Origin of the sequence: Candidatus Kirkpatrickella diaphorinae (genome assembly GCF_025736875.1) — a bacterium.
Classification (GTDB): Bacteria; Pseudomonadota; Alphaproteobacteria; order Acetobacterales; family Acetobacteraceae; genus Sorlinia; species Sorlinia diaphorinae.
On record NZ_CP107052.1, the window covers coordinates 2,094,603 to 2,112,444 of the forward strand.

Below are 17,842 nucleotides of genomic sequence, written 5' to 3' on the forward strand. Positions count from 1 at the left end.
TCCGCGATATGCCGACATTAGACTGTAATTCCAGCGTTCTGGATGGTGGGGAGGCGAATCCGCTTGAGTGACTTATACGCTGCATTAGGCGTGGCCCGAGGGGCGTCGGATAAAGATGTCCGCAATGCCTATCGCAAGCTGGCGAAGCAATATCATCCTGACCATAATGCCGGTAAACCGGAGGCTGAAGAGCGCTTTAAGAAAGTCACTGCCGCCTATAACATCCTGGGCGACAAGGAGAAGCGCCAGCGTTACGACCGTGGCGAAATTGATGATGACGGCAATGAGCGCGCACCTTTCGGCTATGGCGGCGGCGGGTTTCGCGGTGGCGGGCCGCGTCAGGGCGCGCAAGGTTCTTCTTTCTCGGAAGAAGATCTCGGGGCTTTCTTTTCTGACATGTTTCAAGGCGGGGGCAGCCCTTTCGGCGGCGGCTTCCATCAGGCTGGCCCGCACATGCGTCGCCCCAGACGCGGCGCTGACCGCACCTACACATTGCGCATCAGTTTTGAGGACGCTGTTTTAGGCACCTCAAAACGCATTACCCTGCCCGAGGCCGGAACGGTCGATGTGCGCATTCCCGCCGGTATCGAAGATGGCAAAGCCCTGCGCCTGAGCGGCAAAGGCGCGCCCGGGACCGGTGAAGGCGCACCATCCGGTGATGCGCTGGTGACGATTCAGGTGGCGCCGAGCACGGTTTATACGCGCGAGGGCCGAAATCTGACGGCATCCGTGCCTGTCGACCTGGCAACCGCCATCCTTGGCGGGAAGATCCTCGTGCCCACGCCGCAGGGGCCTGTCACCATGAAGGTGCCGCCGCATTCAGACACAGGCTCGAAACTCCGCCTTAATGGTCGCGGCGTGGCGGCGCACGGTGCGCACAAGGCTGGTGATCTGCTCGTGACATTGCAGGTTAAAATCGGCCAGGTTGATCCAGCGCTGGAGGAATTCCTTCGTAGCCGCTCCAGCGCGGAAGGCGCGGCGTGACATGAATGACGCCTCTCATGTCGAGTCCGGAAGCACGGAAGGGCGGGATGAGGTCATTTCCATGGTGGCGGTCGGTGTCTTTGCTGTGCTTCTCGCCATATTGACGATTCATGCCATGATCGTGTCCAATGTCGGGTCTGAGTTCTTAAGACATTAACTGAGAGGCGGTCCCGACCATATGAAGGCAGATATCAGCAAGCCGCCCTCTCGGGAGCAATCTTTCTCCGTCGTTTTTGCCGTCGAATTATGGGAGCGATTTGGTTATTACGGGATGCAGGCGATCCTCGCCGTCTATCTCGTGCAAAATCTCGGTATGACGGACCGCACGGCGCTCGCAATTATGGGCGCTTTTTTTGCGCTCACTTATATCACGCCCGTTTTTGGCGGCTTTCTGGGTGACCGCGTCTTGGGTCCGCGTCGCGCGATGGTGTGGGGGGCCGCGATCCTTGCCGCCGGTTATTTTGTTCTGGCGATGGCCGATGCGCATCGGGCGTTGCTTTCCATGGCCATGGCGTCCATTTCTGCGGGTAACGGGCTCTTCAAACCGAATGCGGCCAATCTTGTGCGGCGCATTTACCAGGGTGATGACAAAAAGCTCGATAGTGTCTTCACGCTTTATTACATGGCGGTCAATGTCGGCTCGACCCTGTCCATGCTTTTTACACCCTGGCTGCGGGACCGATGGGGGCAGGAGAGCGCTTTCCTCACCTGCTCAGCCGGGCTGGTGATCGGGATCCTCTGGTACCTTTCACGGCGTCGCTGGCTGGTGAATGCGGGCGCCGCGCGCGACCAGCATCGACTGCCTCTCATGACGTTGATGGGTCTTCTGGTGGGGTTCATCGCGTTGATCGCGGCGCTGAGCATTGTCATTTTCAGCCCTGACCTCGCGCGGGTCTGTGTCTGGGGGGCGTGTCTCGCCGTCGCCATTTATTGGGGTATCCTGTTTTACCGCACGGAGGCGGCGCAGCGCCCGGGCCTCAAGCTGACTTATCTCCTCGCGTTGCAAAGTATGGTCTTTCTGATTTTTTACCAGCAGCAGGTCACTTCCCTGACGCTTTTCGCGCTCAGAGCCGTGGATGGGCGTTTTCAGATTGGCGGTGTGACGTTATTCCGCTTTTCGGCCGGGCAGTTCCAGGCCCTGAACCCGATCTGGATCATGCTCGTCAGCCCCTTACTGGCGCGCTTCTACCATGCGGCGGCCCGTCGCAACCGCCCGATTTCACTCGCGACCAAGATGCTCGTCGGTTTCATCCTCGTGACAATCGGGTTTTTTGTGTGGTGGCAGGCCGCGTCTCTCGCGACAGGGCGGATCTCCGCCTGGATCATGGTATTGGGTTACGGGCTTATTTCGGTTGCGGAGCTTCTGACAATGGCGCTCGGCCTGGCAGTCATCGCACGTTATACCGCCGCGCGCTCAAGCGGTTTCATGATGGGATGTCTCTATCTGCTTTGGGGTGTCGCCATGTATCTCGGCAGTCTCGTCGCCATGCACGCGGCGATGCCGGGCCCGAACCTGCCGGATGTCGTGGCATCCCATATTTACGGCCAGCTTTTTCGTGATCTGTTTATTGCCGGATTTGTGGCGACGCTTTGTATCGCCGCTTTCCTGCCGCTGGCCAGAAGGTGGGACAAAGCCCACCTCGCCAGCACGGGTGCGCCGCTGGATGATGCCGTGCAGGAGGTCGCTGGCATTCCCCTCTGAGCCGCCCCTCGGCAAACTTGTGTTTCTAACTCACGTATAGACCGCAGGACGCTGCCGCCCCGAAACCGTTGACCTGACCGGTTTTTATTGAAGGTTGAGAGACTTGACCTGACATGCATCAACGGTCAGAAGGCAACCGGACGGGGCGACCCGATTGATGGATGCAGGACGGGCGACAGATGCGGTTTATTGAAACATTCGACCCGACATCTTTCGGGGACACAACGGTAAGCTTCCTCAGCGCATTTCTATTCGGAACGCTGATCGGTGCGGAACGGCAATACCGGCAACGCAGTGCCGGGGTGCGGACCAACGCGCTCGTGGCCCTCGGGGGTGCGGCCTTCGTTGACCTCGCCCAGCGTATCGGTGGGGAGGTCGAGTCCCTCCGTGTCATTGCCTATGTCGTTTCGGGGATTGGCTTCCTGGGTGCAGGGTCCATCATCAAGGAAGGCGCCAATGTGCGCGGCCTCAACACGGCAGCGACTTTATGGTGCTCCGCGGCGGTGGGGGCCTGTGTGGGCAGTGACATGCTGGCGGAAGGGTTTCTGCTGACGTTTTTCGTAATTGCAGGCAATACAATTTTGCGTTCTGTTGTACGGTTCGTCGATCGCCTGCCGATCCGCTCTCGCACGATTGAAGCCGTATACGGCATCACGGCGCGCACATTGGATGAGCAAGTATCGTCCGTCGTGCAGAAGCTGCAATCCCGCCTGGAGGCCGATGATTACGTGGTCGGCAAGTTGACCGTGCGCGAAGATGGCGCGGACCATTCCGAGATCGACTTTAATCTGCTGACCTCGTCAAATGATATCGATGTGCTGAAGAAAATTGTTTCCGAAATGGCGGATGACCCGGAAATTTCGGAAATCAGCTGGACGGTCAATGCTGAGTAAGCAAGTCGGCGGATAGGTTGCCCGGGCCGCAAGGTGCGGCAGCTCCGTCTCACAGGCCCAAAAAAACCGCAAAGAGGGACTGGACTTGCACCCCGCTCTCATTTAAATCGGAGCCAGCTGTGTGGCGGATGTAGCTCAGCTGGTAGAGCGCCGGTTTGTGGTACCGGTGGTCGCGGGTTCGAGCCCCGTCATTCGCCCCAGCCTTTTCTCAAGAACTTCTATGAGCATCACCGGGTCGTCGCGACGCGCCGCCACCCTTCCTGACATATTGTCGATTCAGACGCGCCCATAGCCGAAACTGTTTTTCGGCACGGGTGCGAGGCGGCAACAGCCCCAACCAGCCTGGCTCATATCCGGGCTGCCATCATCAAGCGCGGGCACGAGGTCGTTACTTGGCAGCAGAACGTAGGTCGGGAAGCTCATCCCCGGCGCATCAATCGTGAGATTGCGCCAGATTCGCCCTTTTACAAAAATATCTTTGAGGGTCCATGTGCCGTCAAGATAGGCGGAGCTGTCGACAGCATTGGCTTCTGTCCATCGTGTCTGGCTTGAGAGGCGCAATTTGCCGCTCGTTTCCCCGGGTCTTCCGTAAAGCACCAGCTCTATCGCCACCTGACCCTGTGGGGTTGAAAGCGGCTGATAACCCTGCCAGTCGCCAATGATCGGCCCGCGCATGACGGCGCAGCCCATGAGAGACGACAGAGAGAGAATAGATGCCCAGCGTAAACATGTCGTCTTCATCCGCACGCCTCCGTAAAAGAGAAGCGCCCCAGAAACCCGGACGCCTCAACGCCGTCGATTCTTGCCGGAAAACAGGAAGCGCAAACCCTCTTCCAATTCAATCGGCGTGACACGCAATATTTTTGACATGTCTGAGATGGAAAAGCATCTATTTTCGGTCAATCGGTCAATTTCCGCTTTCGTCACATGCGGTACGCCGGGGATGAGGCCAAGGATCGGGATCAGCGCCTTCAGGAGGAATACCGGCACCGATATGATCGGTCGCCGCCGCAAACCCGCCGCTTTGACGACCATGCGAAGATAATCGCGATAAGCCACATCGCGCGGCCCGGCAATAACGATAAAGGGGGGCAGATCATCATGTCCGGACCCGGCCATAAGCTCAATCGTCGCAATCAGGGCCAGAGTGACGTCACCCTGAAAAATCGGCTGGATGCGCATCCGTCCGAATTTGGGAAGCGGAATGACAGGCAGTCTTTGCAGGATGCCGACCAGTCGACGCGTCGTCACATCCGCCCGGGCGCCATAGATCATGCTGGGGAGAAGCATGATATTCGGCACGCGGCTTTCCGATAAAAGGTGGATCGCCTTGCGGATATCATGTGCGAATTTATCCGGGAAGCGAGTGAATAACCGCGTGCTGCCCATGGCCACGAGGCGTGAGTCCTCCGGCATGGCGGCCAATACTGCGGAAGTGTAACTGGCATTGGCCGTGTTGACGATGATCTCCGCATCATGCAACGCAGCCTCCAGCGACGTCCCATCGCCGTTAAGATCGGCGAACCGGGCGGGTTGCACCCCGGCTGGCAGATTGCCCTCCCGGCGTATGACCGGGATAACAACGTAGCCGCGGGCAATGAGGGCCTCGCACAGGGCGTAACCTGATCTCCCGAGCGCCCCGATGACGTGGATACGAAGCGCGCTCACGGTGTCGTCGTCACCGTCCAATCGGACGGACGCAGAATTTGATCAAATTTGACGCTTCGGTCGCGTGTCGGATCAAGTTCAACGGGCTTTGCCGGCGAGAAAATCAACCGGAGAGTGCGACCGTCATGATGATTCAGGAAATCCGACAATTTAGCCCAGCCAGGCGTTTCCCGAATGGGTCGGGACGTATATTGCGAAAACAATTCGCGCAGGAAAGCGGGTGAAAAGGTCGATTTCTCCGCTGTCGTGCCCAGACCATATTTTATCAGGCCGAGATCCCGATAGGCCATGTAAGCGTCCATGAGCCAATAGCTTGGCATTTTCGAGGTGGTGGGCGGATGCATTGATATCGTCCCGCCCAGTTTAAGCGATGCGAAATAGGGGGCGGTAAAATTGAAATGTGAATTCAGAACCTGCGTGCGCCTGTTGCACGTCGCCTGATACGACATTGAGAGGGAAGTAAGGTAGAGGGGCAGGATAAGCCCGTTAAACCCCACATCCGTCTTGATCTGGAAAGGCGGCGCGACGGTTCTGAGAATATCGCCGTCAAGTGTTGTCTCGTAATGAAACGGGTCGATATGCCCGCGAAGATTGCCTTGGGAAAAAACCAGTTTCCCGAATGACGATCTACCTGTCAGAGTCGGGCAAAGGGCGGTGAGGTCCGGGCCCGGCAAACCAAGCATTTTGCGTATCTCACCGGGCGCATCGAAGGCGACATTTCTCAGATAGGCAATCTCGACTTCAGCGACCTCATGGCTCGGCGTCCCATCCGGCGGGGGACGCCCCCTGAGGGAGGTGATCCGTATATTTCGGGCCTCCGTGATGGTGCTGACGGCATGGTTGATGCCACGAATATCGAGCCATGCAGCCTTGAATGTCACGGAGTGGCGTGCGGACGTTGCGGCGGCGACTCCGTCCGGTCCGCCGCCCTGATCCGTGACGGCCCGCCCATGCAGATGATCCGTCGTAAGCTGGCCGAGGCGTGTCGCGATGAGGGTCTTGATATCGACAGGGTGACGATCATCCGCATCAATGGGGGGAAGCGTGACATCCCGCAGGCGCAACCCGTCAGCTTCAGCGCGGATCTGCATCCAGGAGGCGGCCGCACGCTGCCGGAGTTCAAAATGCGGCCGGACTGCCGTCATGAGCTTAAAATGAAGCCCCGTCCGGGGGGCGCCGGACGGGGCATTGATAAGGAGACGATCGGTGGTGAAAGTGACATGCGCGTCAGAAATCTTAACCTGCGTGAAAGCTGCACCGCGGAATAATATGCGTGGATAGGCTTTTTTATAGGTAAAAGTCACGCCGGGCGGCAGATGCGCGTAGAAATTTGAAATTCCGCGTTTCAACTCAGCATTGGCCTCATGTCGCACGCCGGCATAACCAAGTATGACAAGTGTCCCACACAGACTTGTCAGCAAGACGGGTCGCTTCACCGGAAAATGTCCTTAAGGCCTATCAAAACTGTGATCATGCTAGCCGTGAAGAGGCGTATCGACAACCTGTCCCCCTCTTTTTAACGAGGTAATAGGTTACCACACGCGATTTCAGCTTGATTTACCGCCGGTTTTAGCGCCTGTCGCATAATAAAATCGCTTGACATGCGCCCTTGATACGTCGATAAGCGCGCACCGATACCAACACATGCTGCTGGATTAACTGATACATGAAGACGACTCCTTCGCTAAAGCCTGCCGAGGTGAAGAAAGGCTGGGTCCTGATCGATGCTGAAGGGCTCGTTCTTGGCCGCCTCGCCACCATTATCGCAAACCGCCTGCGCGGCAAGCACAAACCTCAATTCACCCCGCATGTGGATTGCGGCGACCATGTCGTCGTCATCAATGCCGAGAAAATCGTCCTGACGGGCAATAAGGTCGGGCAGAAGCTCTTCCATTACCACACAGGGCACCCTGGCGGCGTCAAGGAGCGCACGATCACGCAGCGCCTTAACGGCCCCAACCCGGGCAGTGTTGTCGAGAAAGCCGTTGAGCGGATGATTACGCGCGGGCCATTGCAGCGCGCGCAGATGAAAAATCTGCACGTCTATGCCGGCGCGGCGCACCCGCATGATGGACAGCAGCCCGTTAAACTGGATGTTGCGTCCCTCAACCGCAAGAACACCATTAACGTGATCAAGGTCTAAGAGATGTCTGAAACTCAAGAGCTTACGGGATCTCTGCAGGATCTGGCCGGTCTTGCACCTGCCGCACAGGCAGCCCCGGTTTATGAAGTCAAGCGTGATGCGCAGGGTCGTTCCTACGCGACGGGCCGTCGTAAAGACGCCGTTGCGCGTGTGTGGATCAAGCCTGGCAGCGGTGAGATCATTGTTAATGGTCGCCCGGTAACAACTTATTTCGCGCGTCCTGTCCTGCGTATGCTGATTACCCAGCCCTTCCTGCTGACGGATCGTTATAACCAGTTTGATGTCTATTGCACTGTGACAGGTGGCGGGCTTTCAGGCCAGGCAGGCGCCGTGCGTCACGGTATTTCCCGTGCCCTGACTTATTACGACCCGGCTTTGCGCAGCATCCTGAAGGTTGCGGGCTTCCTGACGCGTGACAGCCGTGTGGTTGAGCGTAAAAAATATGGCCGTGCCAAGGCCCGTCGTTCCTTCCAGTTCTCGAAGCGCTAATCGCGCCTCAGTTCTGTCTGGTCCTATGTTTCGGAAAACCTGTCCTTTATGGACAGGTTTTTTGTTTTGGGTCATGATGCGTTAATCAATCTCGGGCGCAGCACATCTTTCACCTACCCTGTGCGTCGCCTGAGCGGACACCGCGTCCACCACGTGCAGCGCCTATGAAGGGACAGTCAGATGAATCGTTCTCCCGCATCTAAAGAAGCGCAAGACACGTCGGCAACACACGCCTTCAAGGTGGAACATTCTGCCAACCCGCTGGATGAAGCGACGCGGGAGGCCGCGCTCGAAAATCCCAAATTCGGCAGTCACTTCACTGATCACATGGCGATCGTGACGTACACGGCCGAGCGCGGCTGGCATGACGCCACGATTTGCCCGCGCCGCCCCCTGATGCTGGACCCGGCAGCTTCCGTCTTTCATTATGGTCAGGAAATTTTTGAGGGCATGAAGGCCTATCGCACGCAGCACGGCGATATTGTCACGTTTCGCCCCAGGGAAAATGCGCGGCGCTTCCGGGATTCCGCCCGACGTATGGCCATGCCGGAACTCCCGGAAAAGCTGTTTATGCAGAGCCTGGAGTCGCTCATGGCATGTGACCATGCATGGGTGCCGCAGGGCAGCGGGCAGAGCCTCTATATAAGGCCGTTCATGATCGCGACCGAGGCGCTTCTGGGCGTGCGCCCGGCGCGGGAATATCAGTTCATCGTGATCGCCACCCCCGCCGGAAATTACTTTGACAAAGCCTGCGTCGATATCTGGGTGACGGAGCATTTCGCGCGCGCTGCAATGGGCGGAACGGGCGCTGCCAAATGCGGGGGGAACTACGCCGCAGGGCTGATGGCGCAGCGTGAGGCGGCGGAGCAGGGCTGTGATCAGGTCCTGTTTCTTGATGCGGCCACGCGTCGACATGTTGAGGAGTTGGGGGGGATGAATGTCGTCTTCGTGCGCGATGACAACACACTTGTCACGCCACGTCTGACGGGCACAATCCTGCCAGGTATCACACGCGATGCCATCACCACCATTGCCTCCTACCTTAATCTCGCGGTGGAAGAGACGCAGATCGCGATTGATGATATCTTTGAGGGCGCGCAATCCGGGCGTTACCGGGAGGCTTTTGCCTGCGGCACGGCGGCGGTCGTCAGCCCGATCGGGCGGCTGAAACGTCGGGACCATATGGTCAGCTTCGGAGACGGGGAAAATCCCGGGCCAATCACATCATCCATCCTTGCAAATTTGACGGACATCCAATATGGGCGCAAGCCAGACCCTTATGGATGGGTTGAGACCCTGTACCGCGCTTAGAGGAGCTTATGGCGTCAGACTTACCGATGCCGCGCCCATTTCCGCATGAGCCGCCCGGGCTGAAGCACGACATGGTGTTGGCGCAGGCTTCGACGCGGGAGGCGCTTGGCCGCCAGATTGCGCGCGCCCATCGCGGCGCTTCCGCACCGCTGATCATGGGTATCCTCAACGCGACGCCGGACTCTTTTTCGGATGGCGGTGTCTATGTGCAGGAAGCATCAGCCGCTCAGCGCGCTATGACGCTTGCGCAGGAGGGGGCGGCTATCATCGATATTGGTGGTGAGTCGACACGCCCTGATTCCAGTCCAGTCCCGCTGGAGACGGAGCGCGCCCGTATCTCCGCCATTCTTGAGGCGTCCGTCAAAACGGGCTGCGCCGTATCCTGCGACACTTATAAGCCCGACATTGCACGTTATGCCGTTAAGGCCGGGGCGGTCATGATCAATGACGTGGGCGGGACGGCCATCGATCCGGCAATGGTAGCGGTTGCCGCTGAAACCGGCGCCTTCCTCGTCATCATGCATGGGTTGCGTGAGACGGCGGAGGGTGACGTCACGGACGCACTCTCCATCTTCTTTGAGAAAGCCATCAATCGCGCCCGTTCGGCCGGTGTCGCCTCTGAGAGGATCATTCTTGACCCGGGTATCGGCTTTAATAAGTCGGACGCACAGAATATTGGTTGTTTCGATGCCCTGCCGACCTTGCGACAACGTTTCGATGTGCCGCTTCTTGTCGGTATTTCCCGCAAATCCATGTTGGGCCGCTTGACAGGGCGCGACGTGCAGGGCCGCCTCCCAGCCTCCCTGGCGGCGGCGACCATCGCGGCGCGTCAAGGTGCGGCGATCATCCGGGTGCATGACGTGGCGCCGCATGTTGACGCGATGCGTGTCACCCACGCTCTGAGCGCGGTCACGTCAGGGCGTCGCGGATGACGGTCGCCACGATCCGTCTGGAAGGCCTCACTTTTGAAGCGCGCCACGGCGTGTTTGAGGAGGAGCAGCGCAACGGACAGACATTCCGCGTCGATGTGACGCTGAGTGTTGTGGTCGATGATGCGATACGCGACGATGATTATGAAAAAACCGTCTGTTATGCTGAAGTGACGGATTGCATTGCCGACATCATGACGACGCGGCCCTATCGTCTGATTGAGACAGTGGCGGACCGCACAGCGCGCGCCTTATTATCGCGTTTTGAGAAAATCAATGCGGTGACATTGCGCGTATCGAAACCCGACGCCCCGATTAAAGCCACCTTTGAAAATGTCTCCGTCACGGTGACGCATCATCGCATGCGACCGGTCGGGTTTTCTCTCGGGAGTAACCAGGGCGCACGGGCTAAAATCCTGCAAGATGCGATCCTGCGTCTCGGACTGGAGGACGGGGTGCAGGTCACCGCGATTTCCCCGCTATATGAGACGCAACCCTGGGGGAAAACGGATCAGCCCGCCTTCCTCAATCTCTGCGTGATTGGGCGCACGCGACTTATGCCGCATGCATTGCTACGCCTCTGTAAAGAAACAGAACGCCAATTGGGCCGTATGCCGGGGGAGCGCTGGGGGCCGAGGCTGATCGATATTGACCTTCTCTTTGTCGGGGATTTTCATGTGCAGGATCATTTACTGACTCTGCCGCACACGCATTTGTCGAAGCGGGCCTTTGTCCTTGTCCCTTTGGCGGATATTGCGGCCGATGTGAAGATTTCTGGCAAAACCGTGCATCAATTGCTAAATGAACTGCCTCGAGAAGCTGGCGATGTCCGCCCCTATCGTCAATTTGAGGATGACGCATGACGAAAACCCTTGCCGCGCGCACGTCCGCGCCCGCGCTGCGCACCATTGAGGTGCCGGAGGATGCGGCGAAAATCATCGAGCGGGCTGTGCGCGACATTCTGGGCGCTATCGGTGAATCGCCGGATCGGGAAGGTCTGTTGGAAACACCCGCCCGTGTCGCGCGCATGTATCAGGAAGTGTTCAGCGGCCTGCTGGAAGACCCTTGCGACCATTTGCAAAAGGTGTTCAAGGCGGATCAGCATGATGAAATGGTGGTGGTGCGCGATATTGGTTTCCACTCTATGTGTGAGCATCACCTCCTGCCATTTTTCGGTAAAGCGCATATTGCCTACCTGCCGTCAGAAGGTTGCCTGACCGGCCTCAGTAAGCTGGCGCGCGCCGTCAGTGTCCTGTCCCGTCGACCCCAATTGCAGGAGCGTCTGACGGCGCAGATCGCCAAAGCGATTGAAGACGCCCTGAAGCCGCAGGCGATCCTCGTCGTTGTGGAGGCGGAGCATATGTGTATGGCGATGCGCGGCGTGAAAAGCGTCGGCAGCCGGACGCTGACCTCCGTCGCACGTGGTTTGTGGCGGCATGATGCATCAGCGCGGGCGGAGGTGGCGGCGCTTCTGCGCCCCTGAAGCAGGCCCTCAATCAGGGGCTTCTCCCTCCTGTGAAGGAATGCCGGGGGCTGCGTGATGGGAAAAGTTCATAAGACAATCCTCATTGCTTCCAGTGCCTGAGCTGACTATTGTGCACACGTTATGTATCCGACGTCATCCGTGAAAAACCCGCCACCACCCGCGTCGGCGCTGGCCCCCATCGCGCTGGGCGACGTGCGCATTAAGGTGCCTGTCATCCTGGCGCCCATGTCGGGCGTGACGGATCTGCCTTTCCGCCAGCTTGCGCGGGAGCTGGGTGCGGGCCTCGTCGTGTCGGAAATGATCGCTTCCTGGGCAATGATCCGGGAAAATGAAAATACTTTGCGCATGGCGCGCATGGCCGATAACGGGCCCAACGCGGTTCAACTTGCGGGTTGCGAGGCGGAGGCCATGGCCGAGGCGGCGAAATTATCGGTCGATCAGGGCGCGGACATCATCGACATTAATTTCGGATGTCCCGTTAAAAAAGTGGCGGTCGGGCAGTCAGCCGGATCCGCCCTGATGCGGGACGAGGTCAGGGCCGCGCGCTTGCTGGAGGCAACGGTCAAAGCCGTCAACGTGCCGGTCACCCTCAAAATGCGCATGGGGTGGGACCAGACGAGCCTCAACGCCCCACGCCTGGCACGCATCGCGCAGGCGGTCGGGATCCGGATGATCACCGTCCATGGGCGGACGCGGCAGATGTTTTATAATGGCCGGGCTGACTGGTCATTCATCCGTCAGGTCAAAGACGCGGTCGATATCCCCGTGATCGTCAATGGTGACATTATTTCCGTGGCCGATGCCCGGCAGGCCCTGGCGCTGTCCGGCGCGGATGGTGTCATGGTCGGGCGGGGCTGTTATGGCCGTCCGTGGCTCCCCGCGCAGATCGGCGCGGCCCTGACAACCGGCCAGATCGTGCCGGATCCTTCTTTGGAGGAGGAGAAAGCGATTATTCTGAGGCATTACGCCAAAATGCTTGCCCATTTCGGGGAGCAGCCGGGCCTTCGCCTCGCGCGCAAGCATATATCATGGTATTCCGCCGGTCTGCCGTCTTCAGCGCAATTCCGTGCCACGATCAACCGAATCGACTCGGAAAAAGAGGCTTTGCGACTGATTAACGCATTTTACGATAATGCAATCATGTCCGGCGCGTGTCGTCGACGTGATGAAGACACCGATTCACCCGGGCCCGCCGACCCGGACATGGCGGCACCAATGAAGCCGCCACTGTCTCGGGACGCATTTTCGGCTGACCTCAGTCTATGAAACAGGGCTCGATCCATGGCGCTCATTCCATCGCAAAATCCATCTGCGCCATTTCCTGACATGGGCTCACCCTTATGACGCCGCCCGGCGCTTCGCCTGCCGGTTTTGGTGCAGCGCCATTGATGGACCGCGCCGCTTATCTTGCGCATCACTGGGTTGGCGCCTCCGAACCAACTGAATTTTTACGTGCATCTTTGGAACATCTCCTGGACGCCCCTGACCCCGTCCTCATTCATGGGGAGTCTGGCGTTGGGCGGACTTTTGTGGCGCGGCTTCTCCATGCCTTCATGGACCCCGTGAAATCATGGCGCATTATCAGCCCGGGTGAGGATCTCTCCCGCTGTCTGAATGGCAGGGATGAAGGTGTGCTCTTCCGGGAGATTGAGGCTTTCTCCCTTGATGAGCAGGATGCCATCGCCCATTGGCTCGAAAATCGGCCGCAAAATAAACAGCGGATCTTCGCGACATCGGGCCTGACAGCCAGTCAGGTGCGGCAGCATGTCTTTATCCATGAGAAGCTTGCCGCCAGTTTTCTTTCCTGCATGGTCGAGGTGCCGCCCCTTCGTGCCCGGCTGGAAGATATTCCGGCGCTCTGCCAGGCCTGGGAAAAGACCGATATGCTCTCAGGTCGACGCGTATCGTCAGATGCGATTGCGTGGTGTCAGGCACGGCACTGGCCCGGCAATATCCGCCATTTGCGTCACGTTTTAGGCCGCGCGGCGCGCCTCAGCGGGGAGAGGGTCTTGACGCGTGAGACGTTGTCGGAATCCGATGATGCGTGCAGTGCCGCCTATGCACGTCCGGCCCAGACCATTGAAGACCTCGTCAAGCGCTATGTGGATATGCTTGTCGGGGATGGGCGCGATGCGGGCGATGTCCATACGCGCATCATCGCGGAAGTTGAGCGCCCGATGATCCGGCGCATTTTGGAGGTTACGGGCAAGAACCAGCTTCGCGCGGCGCAGCTTCTCGGGCTTAACCGCAATACATTACGCAAAAAACTCAAAACACTCGATATCATGCTGGATCAGCTCTGATGGCCGGATGGTCCCTGGCGCCTTATTTACGCGCTCGATGGCAAAGCCTGCTCTCGCTCATTACAAGATTGCAGACCGCGTTGATCCTGATCGTCACGTCGATTGTCCTGGTGTCGACGACATTCATCGTGCTGGCGGGCGGGATGTCGATCACGCATCGCCCCGAAATTGAGGGAATGATTTTCCTCCTCGATATCATCGTGCTGGCCTTCCTGACGATGACGATCGTATCGCGCCTGCGCAAAATGCTTTCGGAGCGCCGGACAGGCCTCGCCGGGGCGCGCCTGCACGTGCGGTTGATCGCTCTTTTCGGCGTTGTCTCGGTTGCGCCTGCTGTCGTGATCGGGACAATCGCAGCGCTGTTTTTCCATTTCGGCGTGCAGATCTGGTTTTCCAACCGCGTCAATCTGGCCTTGAGCGAGGCACGCGATGTCGCGGCGGGTTATTTGCAGGAGCATAATGAAAATATCCGCACGGAAGCCTTCGCGATGGCAAACCAGCTCATCATCGCGGAAAATGACGATATGCTCCGCCACGGTGCCTATGCGCCTCTCAATAGCGGGGAGACAGGTCATTACGAGCTCGACTTCCTGCATAATGCGGCGCAATTAGCAACCATTCTGGATTTTGAAGCGACAGAACGTGGCCTGACGGAGGCGGTTGTCTACGACGCCTTTACTGAAAAGGTCGTGGCGTCGGGGGGGCTGGCCGCCTTGCAGGGGCGCACCTTCAAATTGCCGCCGAAAGAAACCACGTCTCTTGCGCGCTCCAGCGATGCCGCCATCCTCGACGCACCGGATGAAAAGACGGTGCGTGCCGTGGTCAGTCTGGGTTCAACAACCGGCCTGATGTTGGCCATCACCCGGCCGGTGGATGCCAAGATCCTTGAGCATATGCGGCGCACAAATGCCGTCGTCAGTGAATATCAACGCCTCAATGCCAATCGCTCAGCGATACAGATCAGTTTCGTGCTGATCTTTGCGCTTTTGAGCCTTCTCGTCCTCACGGTCGGCATGTTGACAGGGCTCGTCCTCGCCAATCAAATCGCGCGGCCACTCGGGTTATTGATCATCGCTGCCCGACGGGTCAGCCTCGGTGACCTGTCCGTCCGTGTGCCGGAGGGGCGGCGGTCCCGTGATCCATCGCGGGATGATGAAGTCGGCATTCTCTCCCGCGCGTTCAATCGCATGACCGATCAGGTCTCCGCGCAACGGACGGCCCTCATTGAGGCGAACGAGCAGATCAATGAGCGTCGCCGCTTTACAGAAAGCGTGCTGGAAGGTGTTTCGGCTGGCGTCATCGGTTTGGATGCCCATCAGGTGATCGAATTGCCGAACAAGGCGGCCTCGACCCTTCTTCAGCGTGATATTGACGGTTTTATCGGGCGGCATCTGCAGGAATGCGTGCCGGAATTCAGCGACATCCTCGATGCGGTCCGAGATACGCCGGGACAGGTGCGTCACGCTGAAATCCAGATCGACACGCAGGGAGGTGAGGAGGTGCTTGGTGACGGGCCGCGTGTCGGGGCGCGGGGCAGGACGCTTCTCGTCCGCGTCGCGCGGGAGCAGAAAGGCGCGGATGTTGCGGGCTATGTCGTGACGTTTGATGACATCACAGCCCTGCAATCTGCTGAACGTAAAGCGGCCTGGGCGGATGTGGCCCGCCGGATCGCGCATGAAATTAAAAACCCCCTGACGCCCATCCAGCTCTCCGCAGAGCGCCTGAAACGGCGTTTCATGAAAGAGATTTCCTCTGACACGGAGACATTCGGGCTTTGCGTCGATACAATCGTGCGTCATGTCGGTGATATCGGACGCATGGTGGATGAATTTTCAGCCTTCGCGCGTATGCCAGCGCCGGAGCTGAAAGAGGCGGATCTGGGACGCCTCCTGCGGGAAGCGATCGTCCTGCAGAAAAACGCGCATCCGGAGATCGCCTATGAAACCTTCGGACTGACGGCAAAAGGGCCGATGGTGACGTGTGACCGTCGGCTGATCGGCCAGGCACTGACAAATCTGCTGCAGAATGCTGCCGATGCCATCACCATGTCATCGCAGGATCGTAACGCCGCCGACATGGGTGAGGAAAGTGCCGATAGCTTGCGGAAAGGCGAGATAAATGTTGCACTTCGGGTCGAGCCCGCGCATGTTGACATCATGATTTCAGACGACGGCACCGGCCTTCCGGAAACGGATCGACACCGTTTGACGGAGCCGTATATTACGCATAAGCCGAAAGGCACCGGCCTCGGCCTCGCGATCGTAAAAAAAATAATGGATGACCATCACGGTACCATTTCTTTAGAAGATCGGGGTGATAAGCAGGGGACAATCGCGATTTTGACCCTCCCCCGTCATAATGTCTTGGGTCAGGGATAAGTGGTGCGTTCGATGCTGAGACCATTGATGGAAAGCACTTATGGAGCATGAAATCCTGATCGTCGATGACGAGCCCGATATTCGGATGCTCATCGACGGAATTCTGCGAGATGAAGGTTATGAAACGCGGGTTGCCGCCAATGCCGACCAGGCCCTTGAGGCTTTCCGCACGCGCCGTCCTTCCCTGATTATTCTTGATATCTGGTTGCAGGGCTCCCGCCTTGATGGCGTGGCTCTTTTGAAGATGATCAAATCAGAGGAGCCGACCCAGCCTGTCGTGATGATTTCCGGCCATGGCTCCATCGAGACCGCCGTCGTCACCCTTCAGCATGGTGCCTATGATTTTATCGAGAAGCCCTTCAACGCAGAGCGACTCGTTGTCGTCGCACGCCGCGCGCTGGAAGCCGCGCGGCTGGAGCGGGAAAATGCCGAATTGCGTCTCCGCGCGGGTAGTGACACTTCCTTATTCGGCAGCGGTGCCGCCATCAGCGCCGTGCGCGCGCAGATTGAGCGCGTGGCCCCCACAAATTCCCGCGTTCTGATTTCCGGCCCCGCAGGCGCCGGGAAGGAAGTCGCCGCACGGATGATCCATGAGCGGTCAAAACGTGCTTCCGCGCCCTTTATCGCACTGAATTGCGCCACCCTGGCACCGAGCCGGTTTGAGGATGAGCTTTTTGGCGTTGAGGGGCAAAGTGACGGCACGGCGCGACGGACAGGCGTGCTTGAGCGCGCGCATAAGGGGACGCTCCTCCTGGATGAGGTCTCCGACATGCCGTTGGAGACGCAGGGTAAAATCGTGCGCGCCCTACAGGATCAGGCTTTTGAACGCATAGGCGGTGCGGCGCGTGTGAAAGTCGATGTGCGTGTCCTGGCCTCGACCAATCGTGACCTGTCGGCTGAAATTGCGGCCGGGCGCTTCCGGGAAGATCTCTATTACCGCCTCGCCGTCGTCCCGATCCGAATTCCCAGCCTGCGGGAGCGTCGGGAGGACATACCCGGCCTTGCGCAGCATTTCCTGAAACAATATGCCGAGAATTCGGGCCTGCCGCCGCGTGAATTATCGGTTGACGCCATGGCAGCCCTCCAAGCATATGAGTGGCCTGGTAACGTCCGGGAACTCCGGAACCTCGTTGAGCATCTTCTGATCATGATGCCCGGCAGCGGCAACGACCTTATCCGAGCCGACATGCTGCCATCAACCGTCAGTCAAGGTGCGCCGTCCATGGCGCGGATGGATTCTGACGCTGATGTCATGGCATTGCCGTTGCGTGAGGCGCGCGATCTGTTTGAGACGCAGTATCTTCACGTTCAGCTGATGCGGTTTGGGGGGAATATCAGCCGGACGGCCAGTTTCGTCGGCATGGAAAGGAGCGCGCTGCATCGCAAGCTGAAACAACTCGGCGTGTCACATGACGACCGCAACCACCCAACAAATCAAGGGTAAATTTCTTTTCGGCATGGAGCCGAACCCCATCATATGCGTTTCGATTGCGAAAGCTCTGGTGACAGGGTCGCAACTCATCTAACAAATAGGCACGAACTTGGTCAAAGCAACA

17 protein-coding genes and 1 tRNA gene are annotated in these 17,842 nt (G+C 58.5%); 15 read left to right on the forward strand and 3 right to left on the reverse strand.

The window, feature by feature from the left end; translation table 11 throughout:
- Window positions 1-63 precede the first annotated feature (63 nt).
- From N5W20_RS09215 to N5W20_RS09235, 5 genes are all read left to right on the forward strand, one after another.
- Window positions 64-984, forward strand: a complete 921-nt coding sequence (locus N5W20_RS09215) for a J domain-containing protein (protein WP_319806843.1) — start codon at window positions 64-66, stop codon at window positions 982-984.
- Between the two features lies 1 nt (window position 985).
- A complete protein-coding gene (locus N5W20_RS09220; RefSeq protein WP_319806844.1) occupies window positions 986-1,141 on the forward strand; it encodes a hypothetical protein in 156 nt (51 codons plus the stop codon).
- 21 nt (window positions 1,142-1,162) lie between these two features.
- Window positions 1,163-2,686, forward strand: a complete 1,524-nt coding sequence (locus tag N5W20_RS09225; protein ID WP_319806845.1) for a peptide MFS transporter — start codon at window positions 1,163-1,165, stop codon at window positions 2,684-2,686.
- 179 nt (window positions 2,687-2,865) lie between these two features.
- On the forward strand, window positions 2,866-3,579 hold the full coding sequence (locus tag N5W20_RS09230; RefSeq protein WP_319806846.1) for an MgtC/SapB family protein: 714 nt from the start codon (window positions 2,866-2,868) through the stop codon (window positions 3,577-3,579).
- Between the two features lie 124 nt (window positions 3,580-3,703).
- Window positions 3,704-3,779 (forward strand) — tRNA-His (locus N5W20_RS09235).
- A gap of 76 nt (window positions 3,780-3,855) precedes the next feature.
- Here the strand turns inward: N5W20_RS09235 and N5W20_RS09240 are convergent.
- The 3 genes from N5W20_RS09240 to N5W20_RS09250 are packed head-to-tail and all read right to left on the reverse strand — an operon-like array spanning window position 3,856 to window position 6,683.
- Window positions 3,856-4,320 carry a hypothetical protein gene (locus tag N5W20_RS09240; RefSeq protein ID WP_319806847.1) on the reverse strand — a complete coding sequence of 155 codons (465 nt, stop codon included), beginning with the start codon at window positions 4,318-4,320 and terminating at the stop codon, window positions 3,856-3,858.
- Between the two features lie 45 nt (window positions 4,321-4,365).
- Entirely contained in the window at window positions 4,366-5,247 is an 882-nt protein-coding gene (locus N5W20_RS09245; protein WP_319806848.1) for an NAD(P)H-binding protein, read from the reverse strand.
- Window positions 5,244-6,683, reverse strand: a complete 1,440-nt coding sequence (locus tag N5W20_RS09250; RefSeq protein ID WP_319806849.1) for a hypothetical protein — start codon at window positions 6,681-6,683, stop codon at window positions 5,244-5,246. The genes N5W20_RS09245 and N5W20_RS09250 overlap by 4 nt, the downstream gene beginning before the upstream one ends.
- Before the next feature lie 230 nt (window positions 6,684-6,913).
- Here N5W20_RS09250 and rplM point away from each other — a divergent pair, with 230 nt between their 5' ends.
- From rplM to ntrX, 10 genes are all read left to right on the forward strand, one after another.
- Complete coding sequence (gene rplM / locus N5W20_RS09255; RefSeq protein WP_319806850.1) at window positions 6,914-7,390, forward strand: 50S ribosomal protein L13; 477 nt, start codon at window positions 6,914-6,916, stop codon at window positions 7,388-7,390.
- Between the two features lie 3 nt (window positions 7,391-7,393).
- The gene (gene rpsI / locus N5W20_RS09260) at window positions 7,394-7,879 is read left to right on the forward strand and encodes a 30S ribosomal protein S9 (RefSeq protein ID WP_319806851.1); all 486 of its coding nucleotides are present in this window, start codon (window positions 7,394-7,396) and stop codon (window positions 7,877-7,879) included.
- Window positions 7,880-8,059: 180 nt separating this feature from the next.
- Entirely contained in the window at window positions 8,060-9,190 is a 1,131-nt protein-coding gene (locus N5W20_RS09265; protein ID WP_319806852.1) for a branched-chain amino acid aminotransferase, read from the forward strand.
- An 8-nt stretch (window positions 9,191-9,198) separates the two neighbouring features.
- Window positions 9,199-10,122, forward strand: a complete 924-nt coding sequence (gene folP, locus N5W20_RS09270; protein WP_319806853.1) for a dihydropteroate synthase — start codon at window positions 9,199-9,201, stop codon at window positions 10,120-10,122.
- Window positions 10,119-10,982 carry a 2-amino-4-hydroxy-6-hydroxymethyldihydropteridine diphosphokinase gene (gene folK, locus N5W20_RS09275; RefSeq protein WP_319806854.1) on the forward strand — a complete coding sequence of 288 codons (864 nt, stop codon included), beginning with the start codon at window positions 10,119-10,121 and terminating at the stop codon, window positions 10,980-10,982. Before folP ends, folK begins: the two co-directional genes overlap by 4 nt.
- The gene (gene folE, locus N5W20_RS09280; RefSeq protein WP_319806855.1) at window positions 10,979-11,602 is read left to right on the forward strand and encodes a GTP cyclohydrolase I FolE; all 624 of its coding nucleotides are present in this window, start codon (window positions 10,979-10,981) and stop codon (window positions 11,600-11,602) included. The genes folK and folE overlap by 4 nt, the downstream gene beginning before the upstream one ends.
- 123 nt (window positions 11,603-11,725) lie before the next feature.
- Window positions 11,726-12,871, forward strand: a complete 1,146-nt coding sequence (gene dusB, locus N5W20_RS09285; RefSeq protein ID WP_408869402.1) for a tRNA dihydrouridine synthase DusB — start codon at window positions 11,726-11,728, stop codon at window positions 12,869-12,871.
- Window positions 12,872-12,945: 74 nt separating this feature from the next.
- Complete coding sequence (locus N5W20_RS09290; RefSeq protein WP_319806856.1) at window positions 12,946-13,908, forward strand: helix-turn-helix domain-containing protein; 963 nt, start codon at window positions 12,946-12,948, stop codon at window positions 13,906-13,908.
- Complete coding sequence (locus N5W20_RS09295) at window positions 13,908-16,286, forward strand: sensor histidine kinase NtrY-like (protein ID WP_319806857.1); 2,379 nt, start codon at window positions 13,908-13,910, stop codon at window positions 16,284-16,286. The genes N5W20_RS09290 and N5W20_RS09295 overlap by 1 nt, the downstream gene beginning before the upstream one ends.
- Before the next feature lie 40 nt (window positions 16,287-16,326).
- The gene (gene ntrX / locus N5W20_RS09300) at window positions 16,327-17,730 is read left to right on the forward strand and encodes a nitrogen assimilation response regulator NtrX (RefSeq protein ID WP_319806858.1); all 1,404 of its coding nucleotides are present in this window, start codon (window positions 16,327-16,329) and stop codon (window positions 17,728-17,730) included.
- Window positions 17,731-17,842 lie beyond the last annotated feature (112 nt).